Annotated in this window: 18 protein-coding genes; 9 read left to right on the forward strand and 9 right to left on the reverse strand. The window is 57.5% G+C overall.

Features of this window, described 5'->3' with window-relative positions; all coding sequences use genetic code 11:
- Positions 1-9 precede the first annotated feature (9 nt).
- From JHL21_RS15315 to JHL21_RS15340, 6 genes are all read right to left on the reverse strand, one after another.
- Positions 10-918, reverse strand: coding sequence for a carbohydrate ABC transporter permease (locus tag JHL21_RS15315; RefSeq protein WP_169194028.1), 909 nt, complete (start codon positions 916-918; stop codon positions 10-12).
- 3 nt (positions 919-921) lie between these two features.
- Complete coding sequence (locus tag JHL21_RS15320; protein ID WP_200214395.1) at positions 922-1,815, reverse strand: carbohydrate ABC transporter permease; 894 nt, start codon at positions 1,813-1,815, stop codon at positions 922-924.
- A 133-nt stretch (positions 1,816-1,948) separates the two neighbouring features.
- Positions 1,949-3,238: an ABC transporter substrate-binding protein gene (locus JHL21_RS15325; RefSeq protein WP_200214397.1), complete on the reverse strand. Its 1,290-nt coding sequence runs from the start codon at positions 3,236-3,238 to the stop codon at positions 1,949-1,951.
- Positions 3,239-3,720: 482 nt separating this feature from the next.
- Positions 3,721-5,088 carry a GNAT family N-acetyltransferase gene (locus JHL21_RS15330; protein WP_200214399.1) on the reverse strand — a complete coding sequence of 456 codons (1,368 nt, stop codon included), beginning with the start codon at positions 5,086-5,088 and terminating at the stop codon, positions 3,721-3,723.
- Positions 5,089-5,176: 88 nt separating this feature from the next.
- Positions 5,177-5,656, reverse strand: coding sequence for a hypothetical protein (locus tag JHL21_RS15335; RefSeq protein ID WP_169194024.1), 480 nt, complete (start codon positions 5,654-5,656; stop codon positions 5,177-5,179).
- Positions 5,657-5,683: 27 nt separating this feature from the next.
- Positions 5,684-6,436, reverse strand: a complete 753-nt coding sequence (locus JHL21_RS15340; protein ID WP_200214401.1) for a response regulator transcription factor — start codon at positions 6,434-6,436, stop codon at positions 5,684-5,686.
- Between the two features lie 497 nt (positions 6,437-6,933).
- On the opposite strand from JHL21_RS15340, the gene JHL21_RS15345 reads away from it, so the two are divergent.
- The 4 genes from JHL21_RS15345 to JHL21_RS15360 all read left to right on the forward strand — a co-directional run bounded on the left by JHL21_RS15345 (position 6,934) and on the right by JHL21_RS15360 (position 13,353).
- Positions 6,934-7,815 (forward strand): hypothetical protein, encoded by an 882-nt coding sequence (locus JHL21_RS15345; RefSeq protein ID WP_182395628.1) that lies wholly within the window; start codon positions 6,934-6,936, stop codon positions 7,813-7,815.
- Positions 7,816-7,897: 82 nt separating this feature from the next.
- Complete coding sequence (locus tag JHL21_RS15350; protein ID WP_200214403.1) at positions 7,898-9,865, forward strand: hypothetical protein; 1,968 nt, start codon at positions 7,898-7,900, stop codon at positions 9,863-9,865.
- 12 nt (positions 9,866-9,877) lie between these two features.
- Entirely contained in the window at positions 9,878-12,016 is a 2,139-nt protein-coding gene (locus JHL21_RS15355; RefSeq protein ID WP_367948209.1) for a type I secretion system permease/ATPase, read from the forward strand.
- Complete coding sequence (locus tag JHL21_RS15360) at positions 12,013-13,353, forward strand: HlyD family type I secretion periplasmic adaptor subunit (RefSeq protein WP_200214405.1); 1,341 nt, start codon at positions 12,013-12,015, stop codon at positions 13,351-13,353. Before JHL21_RS15355 ends, JHL21_RS15360 begins: the two co-directional genes overlap by 4 nt.
- A gap of 48 nt (positions 13,354-13,401) precedes the next feature.
- Here the strand turns inward: JHL21_RS15360 and pcaF are convergent, their stop codons facing one another.
- From pcaF to JHL21_RS15375, 3 genes are read right to left on the reverse strand one after another with little or no spacing between them, the layout of a single operon-like run.
- Positions 13,402-14,601, reverse strand: a complete 1,200-nt coding sequence (pcaF, locus tag JHL21_RS15365) for a 3-oxoadipyl-CoA thiolase (RefSeq protein WP_200214406.1) — start codon at positions 14,599-14,601, stop codon at positions 13,402-13,404.
- Complete coding sequence (locus JHL21_RS15370) at positions 14,602-15,270, reverse strand: 3-oxoacid CoA-transferase subunit B (protein WP_200214408.1); 669 nt, start codon at positions 15,268-15,270, stop codon at positions 14,602-14,604.
- A complete protein-coding gene (locus JHL21_RS15375) occupies positions 15,267-15,989 on the reverse strand; it encodes a 3-oxoacid CoA-transferase subunit A (protein ID WP_169194017.1) in 723 nt (240 codons plus the stop codon). Before JHL21_RS15375 ends, JHL21_RS15370 begins: the two co-directional genes overlap by 4 nt.
- A gap of 109 nt (positions 15,990-16,098) precedes the next feature.
- Here JHL21_RS15375 and JHL21_RS15380 point away from each other — a divergent pair, with 109 nt between their 5' ends.
- From JHL21_RS15380 to JHL21_RS15400, 5 genes are all read left to right on the forward strand, one after another.
- The gene (locus JHL21_RS15380) at positions 16,099-16,854 is read left to right on the forward strand and encodes an IclR family transcriptional regulator C-terminal domain-containing protein (RefSeq protein WP_200214409.1); all 756 of its coding nucleotides are present in this window, start codon (positions 16,099-16,101) and stop codon (positions 16,852-16,854) included.
- A gap of 141 nt (positions 16,855-16,995) precedes the next feature.
- Positions 16,996-18,042 carry an aromatic ring-hydroxylating dioxygenase subunit alpha gene (locus JHL21_RS15385; RefSeq protein ID WP_200214411.1) on the forward strand — a complete coding sequence of 349 codons (1,047 nt, stop codon included), beginning with the start codon at positions 16,996-16,998 and terminating at the stop codon, positions 18,040-18,042.
- Complete coding sequence (locus JHL21_RS15390; RefSeq protein WP_200214413.1) at positions 18,039-18,773, forward strand: GntR family transcriptional regulator; 735 nt, start codon at positions 18,039-18,041, stop codon at positions 18,771-18,773. The genes JHL21_RS15385 and JHL21_RS15390 overlap by 4 nt, the downstream gene beginning before the upstream one ends.
- Before the next feature lie 3 nt (positions 18,774-18,776).
- Positions 18,777-19,745 carry a PDR/VanB family oxidoreductase gene (locus JHL21_RS15395; RefSeq protein WP_200214414.1) on the forward strand — a complete coding sequence of 323 codons (969 nt, stop codon included), beginning with the start codon at positions 18,777-18,779 and terminating at the stop codon, positions 19,743-19,745.
- Between the two features lie 144 nt (positions 19,746-19,889).
- Positions 19,890-21,749 carry a feruloyl-CoA synthase gene (locus tag JHL21_RS15400; RefSeq protein WP_200214416.1) on the forward strand — a complete coding sequence of 620 codons (1,860 nt, stop codon included), beginning with the start codon at positions 19,890-19,892 and terminating at the stop codon, positions 21,747-21,749.
- Position 21,750 lies beyond the last annotated feature (1 nt).

Below are 21,750 nucleotides of genomic sequence, written 5' to 3' on the forward strand. Positions count from 1 at the left end.
TCAGACGCCTTATTTCAGTCCGCTCATCGCGATGCCGCGAATGATGAGACGCTGGAAGATAATGAAGAACAACAGGATGGGCAGGATGGAGAGGATCGACATGGCGAACATCGCGCCATATTGGCTGACCCCATCGGAGCTGATGAAGCTGCGCAGCGCTAAGGGGACGGTATAGTCGGCCTGATCATTGAGATAGACCAGTGGTCCCAGGAAATCCTCCCACGTCCAGATGAACGAGAAGATCGCCGCTGTCGCCATGGCAGGGAGCGACAGGGGCATGATGATCGCCCAATAGATTTTGAACGGCGAACAGCCGTCGATCATGGCGGCTTCGTCGAGTTCTCGCGGAAGTTGGCGGAAAAACTGGATCATCAGGAAGATGAAGAAGGCTTCGCCCGCGAGAAATTTCGGCACGATCAGCGGCAGATAGGTGTCGACCCATCCCAGCTGTAGGAAGAGGAGGTACTGGGGGATGAGAACCACGTGATAGGGGATCATCAGGGTCATCATCATCAGGCTGAACCATATGGTTTTGCCGGAGAATTCGAGCCGGGCGAAAGCATAGGCGGCGAAAGAGCACGAGATGACATTACCGATGACCGAGAGGACGGTCACGACGGTGGAGTTCCAGAAGAAGGTCGTAAAGCTGACGGGCAGGGCGTTCCAACCCTTGGTATAATTGTCCCAGCGGAACTCGCGCGGCCACAGCCCCAGATCACCAAAAATCTGATTATCCGGCTTGAGTGAGGATGCGAGCATCCACAGTAGCGGATAGATCATGATCAGCGAAGTCGCGATGAGGAAGACGTGCTTGAGCAGCGCGGCGCGTTTTGCCCGTTTGGCCTTTTCAACGCGATAGGCGCGGGCGATTTCGGAAGTCGTGCTGGTCGATTGAGGTAGTGTCGCTGTCATGCTCATGGCTCAACCCCTCTCATTTTCATAGTGGACCCAATATTTGGAGGTCCAGAAGGCAATGGCGGTGAATAGAGCAATGATCAGCAGCAGAACCCAGGCCAGCGCCGAGGCATAGCCCATGCGAAGGAAGCTGAAGGCTTCATTGTAAAGATAGACCGTGAAGAAAAGTAGGCTGTCCAAGGGCGCGCCGGTGCCGCCAGAAATGATGAAAGCACCGGAAAAGCTCTTAAAGGCCTCAATCATCTGCAAGACCAGATTGAAGAAGATCACGGGGGCGAGGAGCGGCACGGTGATGGCGAAGAACTTCTTGCTTGCGCTGGCCGCGTCGATCTCTGCCGCCTCATAAAGCTCCTGCGGAATGGCGCGCAGGCCGGCCAAGAAAATCAGCATGGGTGAGCCAAACTGCCAAACGGCGAGGACCACCAATGTCCAGAGCGAAAACTTTGGGTCGGAGAGCCAATAGGGGCCGTCGATACCGATAAGGCTCAAGGCAGAGTTGATGACGCCATCATAGTTGAACAGCTGCCGCCAGAGGATGGCCACAGCGATAGAGCCGCCCAGAATGGATGGTAGGTAAAACAGCGCCCGATACCAGCCTATGGCGCGAATGCCCTTATCGAGCGCCATTGCTACACCAAGGGCGAAGATCAGCTTGAGCGGCACGGACACCACAACGAAGGTGAAGGTGACCTGCAGGGCCTTCCAGAACCGCTGATCAAATTGCAGCATATAGGCGTAGTTATCTAGGCCGATCCACTGCGGTGGACGCACCACATTGTATTTGGTGAAGCCGAGATAGAACGAGGCCAGAATAGGCCCGATCGACAGGAGGAAGAAACCGATCAGCCAAGGCGTTAGGAAGGCGTAGCCAGCAAAGTTGCGGGCGAAGAATTTCTGCACAAGTTCAGTCCTCGATAGCGCTTCGTGCAAGGCTCAGGAAGGCTGCAGCACCTGCCCGTGACCAGTGGCAGAGCTGCAGCATCTCCCGGAGAAGCCGGCGCCACGGGAGAGAGGCGCCGGACGGGTTCAGGCGTCAGGCCCGCCGGAGAATGGCCTGAGCCTGGGAGACGAAGTCGGAAGCCACTTCTGAAATCGAGCGCTCTCCGAGCAAGACGCCGACGGCAAGGCGCTCAAAGGTCTGTTCGACTTCGCCCGAGCCACTCGGCGGTGGGGCGGTCAGCGCTGCGGTCTTGCCTTGGATTTTGTCAAAGAACTCGACCGAGCGGGCTTCAACTTCTGAAAGCTGTGGCTGCAATGCAGCGCGCACGTCAGATTGGCTCGGAATACCGCGCTCCAAGCCAAGGATCTTGGTCATGTCGAGATCGTTGACGAAGGCACTCATATAGGCGGTGGCAGCTTCTGGGTTCTTGCTGTCGCGTGTCAGGCACACGAACTGGCTGGGCTGCACGACAGACCCCGGACGCATCTCTGCGGTGTTCGGATACATGGCGCAGCCGAGTGCATCTTGCATCAGGCCCTGAATGCCGACCAATTGGTTGGACCACAAATAGGTCATGGCCGACTTGCCGGTGACCACGCCCTGGGCTGCGAGGTCAGAAACGCCCGACAGGCCTGCGCTTTCAGCACCTGCTGGCGTGCCACCGGCATTGCGGATTTTCTCCCAGGTCGCAAAGTATTCTTCGACGATTTCCTGCGTTGGGCCGTAGGAGCTGTCCTCATTATAGAGGTTGGCACCCTTTTGGACCGTGAAGTCGGAAAAATTCTGATAGTCGGCCGTGTTGTCGTCAGTGCCTGGAACGCCGGTTGCCTTCTTCACCTCGGCCGCGATCTCTGCGAGTTGGTCATAGGTGTAGCCATAAGGGTCGAAGTCTTCGCCCACCTTGATCCCAGCTTCTTCAAAGAGGCGGGTATTATAGACCGCCATATGGCTGTTGGCGCCGATGGAGAGGGCGTAGAATTTCCCATCCACAGTACCGGCGTCGATTGCGCTCTGGTCGATCTTGGAAATATCGAGGCTCTTGCCTACGAACTCATCCAGCGGAACCACCGCACCATTGGCGATGTATTCGAACAAAACCCCGTAACCTTGCTGTATCACGTCCGGCATGTTGCCGCCCGCAATCTGCGTGGTCAGCTTGGTGAAATAGTCCGCAAAACCAAGGGTCTCACCGGAGACCTTGATCGACGGATTCTTGCCATTGAATATGTCGATGACGGCTAGAGTGCGTTTATCGCGCTCTGGATTGCCCCACCAGAAATGGCGGATGTCAGCGATTTGCGCAAAGGCCGGACGGCCCATCGCCGCGAGCGCCAAAACTGAGCCCGAAGCGCCCAAGAATGTGCGTCTTGAAAGTCTGCTCATGTGTTCCTCCCTAGAACATTCTTCTGATCTCTGGGTGGTTCCTCCAAACCAGTCCCGGAAATCATGAGTTACGTACCTCTGAATTACTCACGCCAGAATGCCCGAAGGGATCTGGCTCATTTTTAGTCTCGGGGAGAGGGAGGTGGGCGAATGCCGAACCGTTCTCTCGCTGTCTATCAGGGACAAACTGCGGTGCAGGGAACGGTAGTGCCCGCCAACCGCGACCGCACGGTTGTTACTTCGCAGGCAACTCAGAAGGTCGATACGAGCAGCTGTCCGTTACTCATCGGTCAGACAGCAGACGTACCGCGTAGCTCGCGCTTGACCACATACCCTGGCTGGACCCCAAGGGTCCATGACGCGTCTCCGGCCGATCCTGAGAGGAATATCCTGCTCAGATACCGCAACATTGCGCCGCCTTCCATACAAGTCAAGCGCAAAGATGGACGCCAAAACCTTGCCAGAAAAAGTGGCGCTGTTTGCTAATGCGCGCCGCGTGAACCGGCACTCAATACCGTGGAAGGTGGCATGGCATGGGTTGCGGGGTGAAGCCGGGTGAGCCGGTCTTTCAGCATTTGGTTGCGGGGCACTAATTGGGCGGCTTTTGCATAGGTGAGATAGGCAGCATCCAGATGCCCCGTCTGCTCGTACAATTGCCCGAGCCTATAGAGGATATTGACGGTGTTGGGTGCCGATCGCAGGATTTGGGTATAGCCGGCTGCCGCCTGTTTGAAGCGCGCTCTCTGGTGCGCGGCAGTTGCCAAAACCGCGGCGCGTTCTATGACGGCTTGCGGCAATATCCCATTGGATTTGCGTCTCTTTACACGGACGCATTGGAGCTGTTCCAGCTTGGGGCCGAAGAGCAATTTGTAGGGTTCGTCACCACGCAGGAAATTATATTCGCGGTAACCGCGACTGATCATATCCCGGATGGAATAGGCGTGGAGCAAGAGACCGGGCGAGGGACCTTCATAGCTTTCGTCGCGACCTGTCATAAAGAAATTGGCGGTACCGCGCACCGGGTCGAGAAAGGTGATGAGACCAGCCACGATTACCCCGTCTACCGTGAGCAGCGGCATATAAAGCGATCCCGCCTGTAGGGCGTTGAGGGTAATCCGTCGATTGGTCCGCAAGATGCTTTGGGAGCGTTCTGCACCCTTCTTGGGGGACCATTTCTGCCACCAGAATTGGGCCAGTTGGTCATAGGCTGCGTCGAATGTCTCCGTGGTCGGATAGGTGATTTGGATCGAATTCTGATCATCGAGTGTGCGCAAGAGGCGGCGCAGCTTTTGGCGCATATTGGCGCTGAGCTGGCCGAGATGCTCGTCGAAGGTTGCTGGCAGAGTGACGACAGGACACAGGAGGTTATTGGTGTGCTCTTCATTGGTCCGCACGCCTGCTGTTCGGTCAAATCGCCGAGCGGAAAACTCATCGAGCAGTTTCTCGTAGCGCGGGTCGGCGGCCTGAATGTAGTCGAAGTCTAGCTCTTGCCAATCTAGGTGTCGGATTGCCTTAGCCAGCACGGGGATAACATGACGCGTTTCCTGCGGACGGCAAATCAGCCCCGTATAGTCGGCGCCATAGTTCCCAGCCATCAGCAGGGTGACATAGAATCTTCCCGAGGGCAGCGTGCGCAGGCGGAACCTCAAAGGAAGGAGGGCGACAATCTCGCCATCGGCCGTGTTTCGGGCGATCAAAACCTGCCAGCCGCCTTCAAGCGCCACCAGCCAATCGCGCATGAAACCATAGGAGAGGAAATAATGCGCATGGGGATCTTGCGCATAGAGCCTGTTCCACTCGCCCTCAAGTGCAGACAATTCGGTGGTGGTGGAAATGGCCGTGACCAGCATCGCGTTTCCCCTTGGGTTTAGGGAATATTACGTCGCAACACTGGCGCTGCTTAGTAGCTAGTCCGATGGGGGGATGCCCTCTGCGGGGTCAGTAGCTAATCCCTTTGGCCTGGATGAAGGCCAAGATCGCCTTGTTGACCGCCACAATTCTGCTTATGGCCGCGTCGATGCGCTTGAGCTCGGCGTCATCCAAAGCCTCTGTTTTCCCATAGCGAATATCGTCATGAAGATCGGAAATGCGCATCAACTGCGTGGTGATCGCGCCATCTCGATCGAAAGAGTAGATGCAGTGGTTGAACTTGTTGCGAAGCGCGCTTTCTTTTCCCAGGCGATCTGTGATGGACAGCACAGCCTGCCGGTCATCCGGATCGACTGCGGGGAGTTTGGCCAAGCGCTGCAGGAGGTCGAGCCGCGCCCGCGTGGTGTTGAGGGTCAGAAAGACGATGATCGCGCCGTCCTTCGATGCGCCAAGCAGATGGGCGATCAGGTAGATGAACAGGCTCTCGGTATTGGTCCAGACATAGTTCAGGCGACCGACGCGCTGTAAGGCACTCTCGAGAGTGCTCATGATGCAGTTTCCCTTCTGAGGTGAAGCCTACTCTGGGTCGTCGGATCGGTTTCGGAACAGCCAAGCCACTTGGGTTCGGTTGTGAACGCCAAGCTTGCGGATGATGTTGTGGACGTGGATCTTGATCGTGTGTTCCGACAGGTCCAACCGTGCGGCGATGATCTTGTTTTGAAATCCCTTCGATAAAAGCCGGAGGACTTCGCGTTCACGGATCGTCAGATTTTCGAGGTGGTTCGGGGCGATATTCAGGGCGGGGGAGAGAATTGAACTGGGCGCTTGCGTGAGCACCGGTGTGTCCAGTCCACTAAAGCTGGGCTCGGTTGCGTGCGTCCAAAGGCTGGGCGGAAGATAGCGCCCGCCGTTGAGCAGCAGCCAGACAGCGGCGAGCCAAACGCGCAGAGACAGGCTGATAGGCAAAACCCCGTGGGCGAGGTTTTGTGCGGCCGCTGCGCTCAGCACTTTTTCGTCGCAAGACTTGCCGTTTACAACCACGACTCCAATGATCGAGGCGGGATATTTCTCTTTGAGCGTGGCCAGCGTCGAGAGCAGATTATCGGATTTGTCCGAAGGCAAAAGAATGAGTGAGGGCGAGTGCGGCGCGTCCAATTTCTCGTCAAAACGCGCCGTGTAATTGGGGAATGCCAAGCTCATAGCATGCGCTAAGCCCTGAAATAACGCATCCTCCTCAACTCCCAATATGATCGTGTTTTCGCCCAAGTCTGGAGGCGCAGCAGGGCCCAATGACCCGACGTTGGGGAAGACATTTCCAAGCAGCGACACTTGTACCCTCCAATCCAGACTTTGCGCGTCTCCACACTCTGGGGAGAATTACGTATCGAGACTTGAGGGCGACTATAGCTACAAGGGTTTGGATAAAAAATAGTCTTAATTGTTAAAACGACTTAGCTCGCTCAACTTTGGAAAAGGGTTTCTGAAATCAAGTCTTTGCGATGCAAGAATTTCGTGAAAAATCCGTATAGCCCGTTCTAGCTAGTCTTAAAGATCGTCTTAACTCTAGCCCGAAATCGATGCTCCAACGGTGATGTTCCGGGTGGGCCTCGGAATGGTGAGCTTGTCTTACCGACGCTCAGGATAGTTGTCCGAGATCGTCTTACTGCCCTCGGTTGAGTTCATGTACATAACGCTACGCCATCTGCGATCATTTCGCAGAGCCTATTGTGGTGTGCCTGATTCAGAGCCGGTCACCAACACCGTGACTATGGACCCTTTGGAAATGAGTTGGGTCTCGCCACAGTGTTATTCTCGTGGAGCGAGAAATGACTAGATCTAATAGAAACAACAACAATCACCACACCCCAAGCACCATCGACCCCTCCCAGGACCAGTCACAGGTCCAGGCCGAGTTGCAAGCCCAGCTGCAGGCGCAGCTAGAAGCCCAAGCTCAGGACCAAGATCAGAAACAGGATCAAGATCAGGATCAGAAACAAGATCAGGATCAAGACCAGAAGCAGGATCAGGACCAGGGCCAGTGGCAGCATTCGTCCAGTGAGAACCTTAACGGCAATCTCAATGGCAATGTGAACCTGAACGGCAGCAGCAACGAAAACGTCAACGTCAACGAAAACACATCGACCACTGATGTGAACGTCAATGTCGATGTGGACCTCGATCTGGACACACCACGTGTCCCTGACGACGCTGATTTTGCTGACATCGATATGAAGGACGTCGACTTCGACAATATCTTCATGACCAATGGTGGTGGCGATATATCCTTCGATCCCGGTGACGATGTTAATTTCGAAAACATCTTCAACAATGCCTTCGGGACTGGTGACCACAACACCGCATTTGCGGTCAATCAGATCGCCGATCTGGTCGACAATGACAACCTGAGCAATGTGCAGCAGAATAACGGCGGCACCTTCGATATGACTTGGGATAGCGCCGGTGGTGACTCCAGCACAGGTGATGGCTTCGGTATCGGTGATGCAGACGGCAAAGACGGCTGGTCTATCGATGCTGGCGACGACATCGCCGCTTCGGCAGCATCCAGTGCCGCATCGTCTCTGAGCTCCACAGCATTCACGCAGGAAATCGTCCTTGGTGCGAACCTGCAGCAGAATGCGGTCGACGTCTCCGTAGTTGGTGGAAACAACAACTATACGAGCGTTGGTGGCGACGACGCGGAAGCGTAGGTCTTCACATTTCAATCCTAGCGACCTGCGCGTAAGCGCAGGTCGACCTGCGTTCTAGGTATCGCAGGGAAGGGGCACGCTCATGTACGCTTATCTCCCGCCATATGACGAAATCATCGCGCACTTTATTGGCCACTGGGAATTCTCGGAGGAGACAGCGCGCTTACGCCACGAGCTTCTGAACTTTCGCTATCGCGAAAACGAAGTGCCGGACGAAGCTGCGCTACGCCTCCATGAGCTTGATGTCATCCAGCCCCACGCTATCAAATATTTCCAACCCGGTGTTGAGCACACGCCGCACCCCTATGAGTTCTATGGGCATTCCCCGATTGATCCCGGTCGCATCAAACTCGACCTCAAGCCTGCCAAGCGCCCCTCCGAACAGGAGGATGATGGCCCCTCACTCAAGTCCATGCCCGGCGGCGCTATTGGCTATGTTCACCGGGAGGCGGGGCCAGACCTCGGTCCTGATCCGGGTGAAGTGCTCTTCGTCGTCAAGCAGCAGATTTTCCTCGAAGACAATGACGTCTTAGATCTCGGCGGCGCTGACCGCCCCTTGGTCGATCTGACCGTGACGCCACGCCTTGCGGAAATGCTCGCGGACACAGTCGCTGTTAATCCGTTCAGCGCCCTCGATGTGCCGACCGACGTCTCCTCGATGGGAGATTTTGTCATTGCCGTGCAGCAGACCATTGCTGCCGAAGATTTTGCACCGGATCACCTTGTTGCCTCTGGCGATACGCTCTCCGGCATCTACGTCAATGGCGAGTTGGCCGAAGAGGCTCCGCTTCTTGATGATCTCTTGCCCGAACTGTTTCAGCCCCAAGATACGCCGGAGCCCGCAGAGGAAACCGTGCAGCACGACGCCTCCTCCGGAGCGGAAGCGAGCCTTGATCTGATGGCGGGCGGCAACTTGCTCGTCAACATCGCCCAGTTGAGCAATTCTGGCATGCTCACCGGTGTCATCGGTGTTCTGCGCGACGTCCGTCAGCTGGACGTTATAGTGCAGTCGAACTGCGTGAGCGACCAAGACACCCTCGTGGGTGAAATGGCCGCCTCTGTGGCCCCACCAACCATCTCGCTGAACGTCGCGACATTCACCCATTCCCAACTCGACATTGCTGGCACCACGCGGGCCGGCGACACGGAAGCAGGCCCTTCCAATTGGAGTGTGACGGTCGTTGAGGGTGATCTGGTTTTTGCCCAATGGCTGGTTCAAGCCACCTTCATCTACGACAACGATATCCACGTGCTCAACAGCACCGGCTCCCAGTCCAACTTCGTGACTGGTGCCAATCTGGCGCAGAACATCACCTCGTTCAGCGCGCTGGGGACGTATTACGATCTCATCATCGTCGGCGGCACCCTATACGACGCGAACTTTATCGTTCAGTCCAATGTGCTGTTGGACGATGATTTCATCTCCGGCAATGGCTATGCGGGCTCGGTCACTACCGGCGGAAACCTGCTCTATAATGGCGCGTCGATTTCCAACATTGGTGCGGGCGAATGGGCCGTAGGCCTGCCGTCCCATTATCAGCAAGCGCTTGAGGACGCTGAAGGCGGCGACCGACCCGTCATGCCTTCAGGTTTTCTCAGTGACGCGGACTTTGCCGGATTGTCCGGCCTATCGGTCTTGATCGTAACCGGCAGCATTTTTGATCTGCACTATGTGCGCCAGCTCAATGTGCTTGGCGACGCAGATCAGGTTGCCATCGCTCAGGCCGCGATTTTGGACGATCAAACCGCCAATTGGCAGGTGACCACCGGCAGCAATGCTCTGATCAATCTGGCAGCCATTGTTGATGTCGATACGCTGGGAACGGCAGCCTATGTCGATGGCGCCGTCTATTCGGACGCGATCCTCATCCAGGCGGATATTCTTTCTGGTGGCGACGGCGGGCGGTTCGATCCGGACGTCTTGGTCACCGAGGCTATCGCATTTTTAGGCGCAGACGAGGGGGACGACTGTGGGGACAGCGACGGCGTGATCGCCGCACCGACACACCATGACGCCTCGCTCGACGCCATGCAGTCGATGCTGGTGTAAGGGAGGCTTATCGTGGGGGACGGCACAAACGACAGAGGGAATGGGCGCACAGATCAATCTGACGGCCCTCAAAGTAGGACGGCCGGCGATTTTCTCGATCAGGTCGATCGCGCCACGCGCTCTTTGGAGCAGTTGATTGACGGAACTGCTCCACGCGATACGGCTCGCGCGAGCGATATCGACACCAAGCTCTATAGTGCGGTGTCCGGCGCTCTGGACAAGGACCGCGAGCCGCTTCGTCCTACCGAAGAAATTGTCAGATCACGGCCACTAGGGCCAACCATCGACATCGAACGCGGGCCAATCCTCGCCGATCCTGAAACCGATGATCAAGACGAAGACGAGCAGCGTCCAGTCACCACCACTAAGCCTGCAACCAATGATAATGGCGGCGGCAATTTCCATAAGCGCATGAAGCCGATCAGCTTTGCCGACAGCTATCGGAGCGCCTTGTCGACGATCAGACGCAATCTTGTGCTGGTTTTCGTCTTCACCATCTTCATCAACATCCTCGTTCTGGCCATCCCCATCTATCTCTTCCAGATGTCAGACCGCGTCCTCACAAGCCGCTCTCTCGACACGCTGGCGATGCTCACCATATTCGTGCTCGGGGCTGTGTTCTTACAAGTCTTTCTGGATGGCACCCGGCGCATCATCCTGATGCGAACAGCCGTAGAGGCTGAGGTGCAATTGGGCGCGCCGGTTTTGAGCGCTGCCGCGCGCGCTTCGCTCGGCGGCAATGGGCGCGACTATCAAGTGCTGTCAGATCTGCAGCAGGTCCGCTCGTTCATCACCTCTGGTACGCTTCTGGCGCTTCTCGACGCGCCTCTCGCGCCGCTCTTTATTGTGGTGGTCTACCTTATCCACCCCACGCTTGGCGTCATCATTGTGGGCGCCAGCCTGGTGCTGCTGGTTGTGGCTTTGCTCAACCAGCGCGCCACGGCTAAATCCTTCGGTGAGGCCAATGCCTTCCTGTCTCGAGCCAATGCGCATCTCGACTCCATGTCGCGCAATGCTCAGATCATCAACGCTTTGGCCATGATCCCCGAAGCCGTGCGTATCTGGGGTAAAGACACCGCCGGGTCGCTTAAAGCGCAAGTGCGTGCGCAGGATATGAATACGGTTTTCTCTAGTATTTCCAAGCTCGTACGGCTGTGCACTCAAGTGGGACTTTTAGGGTGGGGCGCCTTCTTGGCACTGGAGGGGCAGATGACCGGCGGCATGGTGATCGCCGCGTCCATCATCTCGGGCCGTGCTCTCTCGCCGATTGAAGGGGCGATTGAAGGATGGAACCACGTCGTCCATGTCCGCGCCGCTATCGGGCGCATCCGCGGCCTTCTGCAGTCCTCGCCTTTGAACTTTGCCCGCCTGCAGCTGCCCTCGCCAAGTGGCAAGCTCGACGTCGAGCGCGTGCTCTTCGTACCGCCGCCAAACAAGCGCGTTATTCTCAACGGCATCTCGTTTTCTCTGCAACCGGGCGAGTCTTTGGCGTTGATTGGAAGTTCGGGCGCAGGCAAGACGACCTTGGGGAAAATGCTCGTCGGGTCTATCCTTCCCACCTCGGGCAATGTCCGGCTGGACCTGATGGATCTGCGCAATTGGGATCAACGCCAGTTCGGTGAAAACGTCGGCTATCTGCCTCAAGACGTCCAACTCTTCCCCGGCTCGATCAAGGCCAATATCGGCCGAATGCGCGATGACGCGACCGACAAAGACATCTTCGATGCCGCCGTTCTGGCCAATGTTCACGAGCTGATTTCGAGCTTGCCGCAGGGCTACGAAACCTATGTCGCCGCCGATGGCGCGCCGCTTTCGGGTGGCCAAAAGCAGTTGATCGCGCTGGCCCGCGCCTTTTACGGCTCGCCAAAACTCGTCGTTCTGGATGAGCCCAATTCAAACCTCGACACCCAAGGCGAAGTCGCCCTCGCCAAGGCGCTGACGGAGGCGAGGAAGCGCAAGATCACCGTCGTGACGATCACCCAGCGTCCATCTTTGCTCAGTGTCGTCGACAAGATCATGCTGCTCAACAACGGCAGTGTCGCTCTGTTCGGTAAGCGCGATGAGGTCATGGCGCAGATCAGCGCAAAGTCCAACGCCAATAAGAGTGCCTTGAACGGCAATACGGCCGTGCCGCTGGGAGACGCAGTATGACCGTGAGCGAGGCCCGTTACCACGAAGTCGAATGGTATCGCGAAGTTCCGCGCTCCATCCGCAAACAGGTGCTGGTTGGCGGCACCCTTATCCTCGTCACTTTTGGTGGCTTTGGGGCTTGGGGGGCCTTTGCCCCTTTGGCGGCGGCGGTCATTTCCCCCGGCACCTTTGTGGCCACAGGCGAGAACAAGGTCATCCAGCATCTTGAAGGCGGGATCATCGCTAGTTTGAGCGTCCGCGATGGCGAAACCGTCGTTGAAAACCAGACCCTCATGACCTTGGATGACACGGCCGCTCTCACCAATATGCAGCAGCTGATGCAGCGCGAGATGCGGCTGCGCGCCATCCTCCAGCGCCTCAGCGATCAGGTTGCCGACAGTAAAGTCATGACGGAAATTCCGGTCGCGGCCTATGGCGAGGGGGCCACAGCCATGAAGGAGATCCTGGTTGGCCAAAAAGCCCATTTCCAGGCATGGCGTGAAAAACTCGACAATGACCTCACTCTGCTGACGCGCAATGTCGAGGCTTTGACCCATCGCCAGACCGGTGAGCGAGGGCAAATTTCATCGATGGAAGCCCAGCGAGACCTTCTCACCGCGGAATTGGAGACCAAAACGGAATTGCTCGATAAGGGTCTCATCACCCGTTCGGAAGTGCGCCAGATCCAGCGAGCCGTGGCCGATGCAGACGGCGACATTTCCCGTCTGATGGCCGAAGTGCAGGAGATCGACACGCAGATCTCGCGCTATACCGGCGAGATGATCCAAGTGCGCGACGCCAATCGTCAAACCGCTCTCAGCGAAATTCAAAACGTGCAGATTGAGCTGGATAGTGTGCGTGAACAAATCCGGCAGGCGAGAAGCGTGCTGACACGCACAACGATCCGCTCGCCCGTTTCTGGGGTCGTGGTGCGCACCTATTATCACACCACCGGTGGCGTGGTGGAGAGCGGCAAGCCGATCATGGAAATCCTACCCAGCGGCGTGCCACTGATCATTGAGACCTATATTCCGCGCCAGAAGATCGATGAAGTGAAACAGGGCGTTAAAGTCGCCGTCCGCCTGTCGGCGCTCAATCAGCGGACGACACCAATTCTCGAAGGCACGCTCGATTACCTCTCAGCGGACTCTATGCTCGAAAACTCGACCCAAGGCGCTCAAGAAGTCTATGTGGCCCGTGTCAGCATCTCGCCTGAACAGTTTGCAGCGGTACCAAACTTCGTGCCCACTCCCGGCATGCCCGTCGAGGTTATGATCCAGACCGCCCAACGGACATTCTTTGAATATCTGTCACGGCCAATCGTCGACAGCATGAGCCGCGCATTCCGGGAAACCTAAACGCAGCCCGCCACATCGATGTGATGTGGCGGGCTGCAATATATCGACTTAGACGGCTTCGATCACCGCCGAGATGCCTTGGCCAACGCCAATGCACATGGTCGCCAGCGCCCGCTTTTTACCGGCAAGGCCGAGTTCCAGTGCGGCGCTACCGATGATACGCGCTCCTGACATGCCGAGCGGATGACCCAGCGCAATCGCGCCGCCATTCGGGTTAACGCGATCATCTTCTGGCGAAATGCCAAGTTCGTTGAGAACAGCAATGGCCTGGCTCGCGAAGGCTTCATTGAGTTCGATCACATCGAGATCAGCGGCCTCGAGGCCCAAACGCTGCAGCAGCTTCTGGGTCGCTGGAGCTGGGCCAATGCCCATGACGCGTGGCGGAACACCAGCAGTGGCGCCGCCAACGATCCGCGCGATTGGCGTCAGTCCGTGCTTTTTGGCCGCGTCAGCCGAGGCGATGATCAGCGCTGCTGCGCCATCATTCACGCCTGAGGCATTGCCAGCGGTCACGCTGCCCGATGGGAACAGCGGGCGCAGCTTCTGCAGCGTCTCAATCGTTGTGTCTGCGCGCGGATGTTCGTCGCGGCTCACGACCGTATCGCCCTTGCGGCCCTTGATCGTCACCGGCACGATTTCGCTGTCAAAGCGACCATTCGCCTGTGCCGCCGCGGCCTTGGCCTGGCTGGCCACAGCGAACTGGTCCTGTGTTTCACGGCTCACGCCAAAGTCGCGCGCAACATTCTCGCCGGTTTCCGGCATGCTGTCGGTGCCATAAAGCTCCTTCATCTGCGGATTGATGAAGCGCCAGCCAATGGTGGTGTCATAGATTTCCGCCTGACGCGAAAACGCGGTCTCAGCCTTGGGCATGACGAAAGGCGCGCGGGACATGGATTCCGTGCCGCCCGCGATCATGAGATCGGCCTCGCCGCTGATGATAGCGCGCGCCGCCGTCAAAACCGCATCGAGCCCGGAACCGCACAACCGGTTGATGGTCGTGCCTGTCACCGCAAGCGGCATGCCCGCCAGCAGCAGGCTCATGCGCGCCACGTTGCGGTTGTCTTCGCCTGCTTGATTGGCATTGCCAAAAATCACGTCGTCGACCGCTTCCCAGTCAACGTTAGTGTGATCTTCCATCAATGCCTTGAGTGGGATGGCGCCCAGATCGTCGGGGCGCACTGCGGAGAGCGCGCCGCCAAAGCGGCCGATGGGGGTGCGCTTGTAAGCGCAGATATAGGCCTCACGCATTTATAGCTCCGGCACAGTCAGATCGAGAATGTCAGCGGGCAGAACGAGTTCTGCGCCGGTGACGCTTTGCAGTTCTTCGACGCTCATCGTGGCAAGCTTTTCGCGCAGCACGAATCTCTCGTTCTCGATGTCGATCACCGCAAGGCTTGTGTACACGCGCGTCACGCACCCTAATCCCGTAACCGGCAAGGAGCAGCGTTTCACTAATTTGGGCTTGCCATCTTTGGTGACATGCTCGGTCAATACCGCAACGCGCTTGGCGCCATGCACGAGGTCCATTGCGCCACCAATGCCGGGAATGCCCTTACCGCCCGTGCTCCAATTGGCGAGGTCACCATTTTCGGCCACTTCATAAGTGCCCAAAATCGCGACGTCCAAATGTCCGCCACGCACCATCGAGAAGCTGTCGGAGTGGTTGAAAAAGCTCGCGCCCGGCAGGAGGGTAACGGCCTTCTTACCGGCGTTGATCATGTCCCAATCTTCTTCGCCCTTGGCCGGGGCGCTGCCGAAGTTGAGAATGCCGTTTTCGGTGTGGAACACCGCCTGACGACCGGCAGGCTGGAATTGCGCCACCATTTCGGGAAAGCCAATGCCCAGATTGACATAAGCGCCGTCGGCAATGTCCTGCGCTGCGCGCCAAGCCATTTGTGCGTTTGTGAGCTTGCTCATACGTGTGACACTCCCTGTTGCATCAGCGTTTCTTCCTGCTGCGGGTCCGCCACTTCGACAACGCGTTGCACAAAGATGCCCGGGGTCACGACGATTTCAGGGTCAATCCCACCGGCGGGAACCACACGGGTCGCCTGCACAATGGTGACGCGGCCTGCGGTTGCCATCAGCGGCGAGAAGTTGCGCGCTGCAGCGCGATAGGTGAGGTTGCCGTGTGTGTCGGCCGTTTCCGCCTTAATCAGCGCAAAGTCAGCCTTCAGCCAACGCTCCTGCACATAGCATTTGCCGTCGAATTCGCCGACCGGCTTGCCTTCGGCAACTGTCGTGCCGTAGCTCGCGGGCGTATAAAATGCCGGAATGCCAGCGCCACCAGCGCGAATGCGCTCAGCCAGAGTTCCTTGCGGCACCAGTTCGAGTTCGATTTCGCCAGCCAGATAGCGCTCGGTGAAGGCTTTCGGGTCAGCAGAACGTGGGAAAGAGCAGATAAGTTTCTTCACCATCCCCAGAGCGATCATGGCAGCCAGGCCGATTTGTCCATTGCCCGCATTGTTATTGATGACGGTCAGTCCGGTCGGGTGCCCGGTTGCCTTAAAGCGTTGAATTAAAGCGTGGATCAGTTCGATTGGCGCGCCTGCACCGCCGAAACCGCCAATCATCACTGTCATGCCATCCTCAATGTCCGCAACGGCGGCACTGAGGGCTGGGATAGTCTTATCCATGAACAGCTCCTTCCTGTTGCGCGGGAGAATGGTCATTCAGGGGATTTCCCGCAACTGCATTTGTGCGATATGTGTCCTTTGTTGAGTTATCGCACAAAAGGGGTTCGCGGTGCTGGAACGTGATATAATGGGGGGCTTGGCCAAAGGCTTGTTGGCTATAGAAACCTTCCGGGCGGATACGCCACGTCAGTCTATTTCTGAGGTTGCTGCGGCGAGCGGACTCGATCGCGCCACCGCGCGGCGCTGTCTGCTCACTTTAGCCCACTTGGGATACGCCACTTACGACGGCAAGTATTTCACCCTGACGCCGCGCGTCCTGCGCCTCGGTACAGCGTGCCTCGCCACCATGCCCATGCCGAGCATCATCCAGCCCATGCTTGATGATCTCTCCGAGCGTATTGGCGAAAGCAGCTCCGCCTCAATTTTGGATGGGTCGGAAATCGTCTATGTCGCTCGCGCTGCGCAGCGAAAGATCATGTCGATCTCGCTCATGGCTGGCTCACGCCTTCCGGCTCACTGCACCTCCATGGGACGCGCCATGCTGGCGCAGCTTAAAGATCCCGACCTCACGGCGCTGATCGGGGAAGGGCCGTTTGAGCCGCGCACGAAAAACACGATCGCGACCCTTGAGGGTCTTCAGGCCGAATTCGCCAAAATCCGGGAGCAGGGGTACGCGCTCAACGATCAGGAAACAGAGATCGGCCTGCGCTCCATTGCCGTTCCGGTATACAATTCTCGCAAGGTCGTTATAGCCGCCATCAATATCGGCGTCTCGGCCTTCCACTACGAAAATACTGAAGTCGTCGCGAAGTTCTTTCCGCAACTTGTTGAAATACAAAATGAACTGCGCGGCTTGATCCACTAGCACGCGCGCTATGAAGGGGAGGGCTTTGCTCTCCCTTGTGGGGCTTTATGCGCCGTATCCTTTCAAACTGGCTTTCCTTGCAGCGATAGATATGTATACATCATAACAATTATACATCTGTCGTTTGCAGGGGAGGGCAATATGACGGCTCAAACATTTCCACTCAATGCGTGGTATGCCGCCGCTTGGGATGTTGAGGTCAAGCGGGGACTTTTAGCGCGCCAAATCTGCGACAAGCCAGTCGTTCTCTATCGCAAGCAAGACGGCACAGCCGTCGCGCTCGCTGACGCCTGTTGGCATCGCCTGCTGCCACTCTCTTTGGGCGAGCTGCACGGTGACAATGTCATCTGCGGCTATCACGGCCTTGAGTTCGACGATACCGGCCGCTGCGTATACATGCCCTCGCAGGATACGATTAACCCGTCCGCCTGCGTCAAATCCTATCCACTGGTTGAAAAGCACCGCTTCATCTGGCTCTGGATGGGCGATCCCGCTCTGGCTGATCCGGCTTTGGTCCCGGACCTCCACTGGAACGACGACCCGGATTGGGCTGCCGACGGCAAGCTCATTCAGGTCAAATGCGACTACCGCCTCGTGATCGATAATCTTATGGACCTGACGCATGAGACCTATGTCCACGGATCGTCCATCGGTAATCGCGCCGTTGCCGAAGCGCCGTTTGAGGCTACCCATAGCGACACGACCGCCACGATCACCCGCTGGATGATCGACATTGACGCGCCTCCGTTCTGGCGCGGACAGCTCGGCAAGCCGGGCAATGTCGATCGCTGGCAGATTATCAATTTCGAGGCTCCATCGACCATCGCCATCGACGTTGGCGTTGCACCAACGGGCACGGGCGCTCCCGAGGGTGACCGAAGCCAAGGCGTCAACGGTTTCGTGCTCAACACCATGACCCCGGAAACCGGTAAAACCTGCCACTATTTTTGGGCCTTTGCCCGTAACTATAAGCTTGGCGAACAATCGCGAACGCATAATCTGCGCGAAGGCGTGTCCTCCATTTTCCGCGAGGATGAGATCATTCTCGAAGCCCAGCAAAAGGCCATCGACGCCAATCCCGATCACGTCATTTACAACCTCAATATCGACGCCGGGTCGATGTGGGCGCGTAAGCTGATCGACCGCATGATTGCCGAAGAGAATGCGCTGGCGCAGGCCGCAGAATGAGCGAAACATCTGACCGTGCGATGCAATCACAGCGCGCCCTCATGGGCGTGCGCGATCTGATCATTCGCGGAGAAATCCAGTCGGGTGAGCGCTTATCCGAAGTCGCCTTAGCAGAGCGTCTGGGTATTTCGCGCACGCCTTTGCGGGCTGCTTTAGCGCGGCTGGAACAAGAAGGCTTGGTGGAGCTCAAGCCAACGGGTGGTTATGCCGTTCGCAGTTTTACCCGGGAGGACGTGGTCGACGCCATAGAACTGCGGGGCGTACTGGAGGGGACAGCCTTGCGCCGCGCGGCCGAGCGTGGTGTCGAGAGCGCAAAACTCGACGTGCTCCATGGCCTTCTCGCCAGCATTGATGCCGCGCTCAGCGCCAGCGTCGAGACGATGGAATTTGAAGCCTATGTCGGGCTTAACGCCCAGCTGCACGCATTCTTCTGGAGCCTATCGAGCCAGACCATCCAGCGAGAGATAGCCCGCGTCACCAGCCTGCCATTCGCGTCGCCGAGTGCCTTTCTCGATAAGCAGGCTGATGTCCCGGCGTTTCGCCGTTCGCTGTTTGGCGCGCAAGATCAGCATCGGGCGATGGTGCAGGCAATCGCGCGGCGCGAAGGGGCTCGGGCCGAACATTTGGCGCGTGAGCACGCGCGCTTGGCTCTGCAGAACCTCGAATTCGTCCTCGATCAGGATCGGAGCCTGATCCGCCGCGTACCGGCGCTGTCATTGGTTGTGGGGTAGGGAATGCGCAACAAGATTGAGTGGCGCAACGCCAAGGTAAGCCAGGTCCGCCAGATCGCCGACGATGTGCGCTATATCGAATTTGCCGTCGAGGGCGGGGTACCGCGCTTTGATCCGGGCTCGCACACCAATATTAAAGTCGTCATCAACGCTCAGGACACCGTCCGCACCTATACAATTGTCCCGTCGCGTCCGGGCCACCTCGCCGTGGCAGTCAAACTTCACCCGCAAAGCCGGGGCGGCTCGCGCTTTATGTGGAGTTATAGCCAAGGCGATGCAGCGCGCCTCACCATTCCTGAGAACCGCTTCGAGCTCAGCTGGCGGGCAGGGCACTATCTCCTCATCGCAGGAGGCATTGGCATCACCCCGATCTACGGCATGGCCAAAGCCCTAGCCGCACGCGGCGCCTCCCTTCGTGTCGTTTTCAGCGCCCGTGAACATGGTCTTATGGCATTCCGCGAGGAGTTACTCTCCCTCCTCGGCAATCGCGTACAGTTCTGCGACAATAGTTTGGGGCAACACGCTGACTTCGCCACTGAGTTCGCGCAGCTCCCGGCCGATGCCGAGTGTTACCTCTGCGGGCCCATCGGCATGCTGGAGGCCGCCAAACAGGCTTGGGCCGCGTCTGGTCGTCCGATCAGTCGTTTGCGCTACGAAGTTTTTGGCGACAGTGGGCTCTTCACCGAGCAAAGCTTTGAGGTCGGCATTCTCAACCGCGATATGAGCGTCAAGGTTCGCCCCGATCAGACTCTCTTAGAGGCCTTGCTCGAAAACGGCGTCGACATGATTTGCGACTGCCAGCGTGGCGAATGCGGTCTCTGCGCTGTCCGAATTGTTGAGCACCAGAGCGAAGTTGACCATCGCGACGTGTTTTTCAGTGCCGAGGAAAAGTCGGAAGGGCATCGCATGTGCGCCTGCGTTTCCCGCTTCACCTCAGGTGGCGGCGTTATCGACGTCGGCTACCGGCCCTAAGCGCCACAGAGCGCCACTGCCACGCCAGTGCTGGCGCCTCAAAGTGCCAGCATAGTGCCTACGATAGGCCAATCGGTGCCCCATCAAATCCCTCTTGAAACAATGTAGTTATGCAATATAACAATATGCATGAGGGAGGGACTCATGGACATTCAGGCAGCACCAATTCGCCACGTGCGATTGGGGTCTATGGCCGCTACGGCGCTGACCCGCGACGACGGCTCCATTGTCATTCGTTCGGCTGGTCCGCTGGGGTCATACCCGCGCTCAATCATCGACGCGCTCAAGCACTGGGCCGAAAAATCGCCGGATCGTGTGCTAATCGCTGATCGTGCCGGTGAGGGGTGGCGCAAGCTGACGTTCGCGCAAGTTATCGAGAAGATTCAACCGCTTGCCCAGGCTCTCCTCAATGCAAATCTTAGCCAAGAGCGGCCGCTGATCATCCTCTCCGGTAATGAAATCGAGCACTTTTTGCTCGGCATGGCCGCCTTGTGGGTGGGCATTCCCTATGCGCCGATTTCTCCGGCCTATTCCTTGATTTCGACCGATTTTGGCAAGCTTAAGCATATCGCTAAAATCCTGACCCCCGGCATGATCTACGCCAGCGACGGCGCAGCCTTCAGTGCTGCAATCGAAGCGGGTTTTGATGGTCAAGTCCCTGTAATTACGTGCACAAATCCAATACCCTCACGCGCAGGCTATTCGTTTGACGACCTGCTGCAAACGCCAGTTTCGTCAGCTGTCGCCGCAGCGAACCAAGCGATCACCCCAGACACGATTGCCAAATTCCTCTTCACCTCCGGCTCAACCGGCATGCCCAAAGGCGTCATCACGACCCATCGGATGATGGCCTGCAATCAGCAGATGATCTTGCAGGCATTAGCTTTTTTGGCCGACGAGCCGCCCATCTTGCTTGATTGGATGCCTTGGAACCACGTTGCCGGCGGGAGCCACAATGTCGGCATTGCCCTTTACAATGGCGGCACATTCTACATCGACGACGGTCAACCCACGCCGGCGCGCTTCGGGCGTACGCTCGAAAATCTCAGCATGGTGCAGCCGACGTTTTTCACTAATGTTCCAAAGGCTTACGGGGCGCTCGTCGCCGCGTTTAATGAGAACCCGTTGGCGCGCAAAAACCTCTTCGCCAATCTCAAGCTTATGCAATATGCCGGGGCGGGCCTATCGCAACACGTGTTTGATGGCCTCGCCAAAGCCTCTGTGGCAGAGACAGGCGAACGGGTGTTGATGATCACCGGCTACGGCTCCACCGAAACAGCTCCTTTCGCATTTACAACGACTTGGCCGGTAGAGCAGGCCGGTCATATCGGGCTTCCTGCCGCTGGCATGGAGATCAAACTCGTCAACAATGCCGAAAAGCTTGAGCTGCGGATCAAGGGGCCGAATGTCACCCCCGGCTATTGGCGCGATGCTGAAAAGACCGCCGAAGCCTTTGACGAAGAAGGCTACTATTGTATCGGCGATGCCGTCAAACTTGTCGATCCCCTTAACCTCGATCTGGGCCTCGTCTTCGATGGGCGCGTGACCGAGGATTTCAAATTGTCGACAGGTACTTGGGTGAACTTCGCCGCCGTTCGCAGTGCCGTTATCAGCGCCTGCCCCCCGCTCATTCGTGACGTGGTCATCACCGGCCTGGATCGCAATTTTATCGGGGCCATGATCTTCCCAGACCTGCAAGCGTGTTGCCGCCATGCAGGCTTGGCCGCGGATACAGACGCTGTTCTCGTCTTCGGCCACGCCCGAGTTATTGAGCGTTTTCAAACAGCGCTATCCGAGCTCGCGCTCAAAGCCACTGGCAGTTCCAATCACGTCGCTCGGGCCATTCTACTGAGCGATCCCCCTGACATCGATAAGGGCGAGGTCACCGATAAAGGGTCGATAAATCAACGCGCTGTCCGCACCCACCGCGCCGAGCTAATGCAGCGTCTCTACGCCGAAGAGCCAGTGCAGGAAGTCATGATCTTTGACAGAAAGGGAACCTAGG

Origin of the sequence: Devosia sp. WQ 349K1 (assembly GCF_016595685.1) — a bacterium.
In the GTDB taxonomy this organism is placed as follows: domain Bacteria; phylum Pseudomonadota; class Alphaproteobacteria; order Rhizobiales; family Devosiaceae; genus Devosia.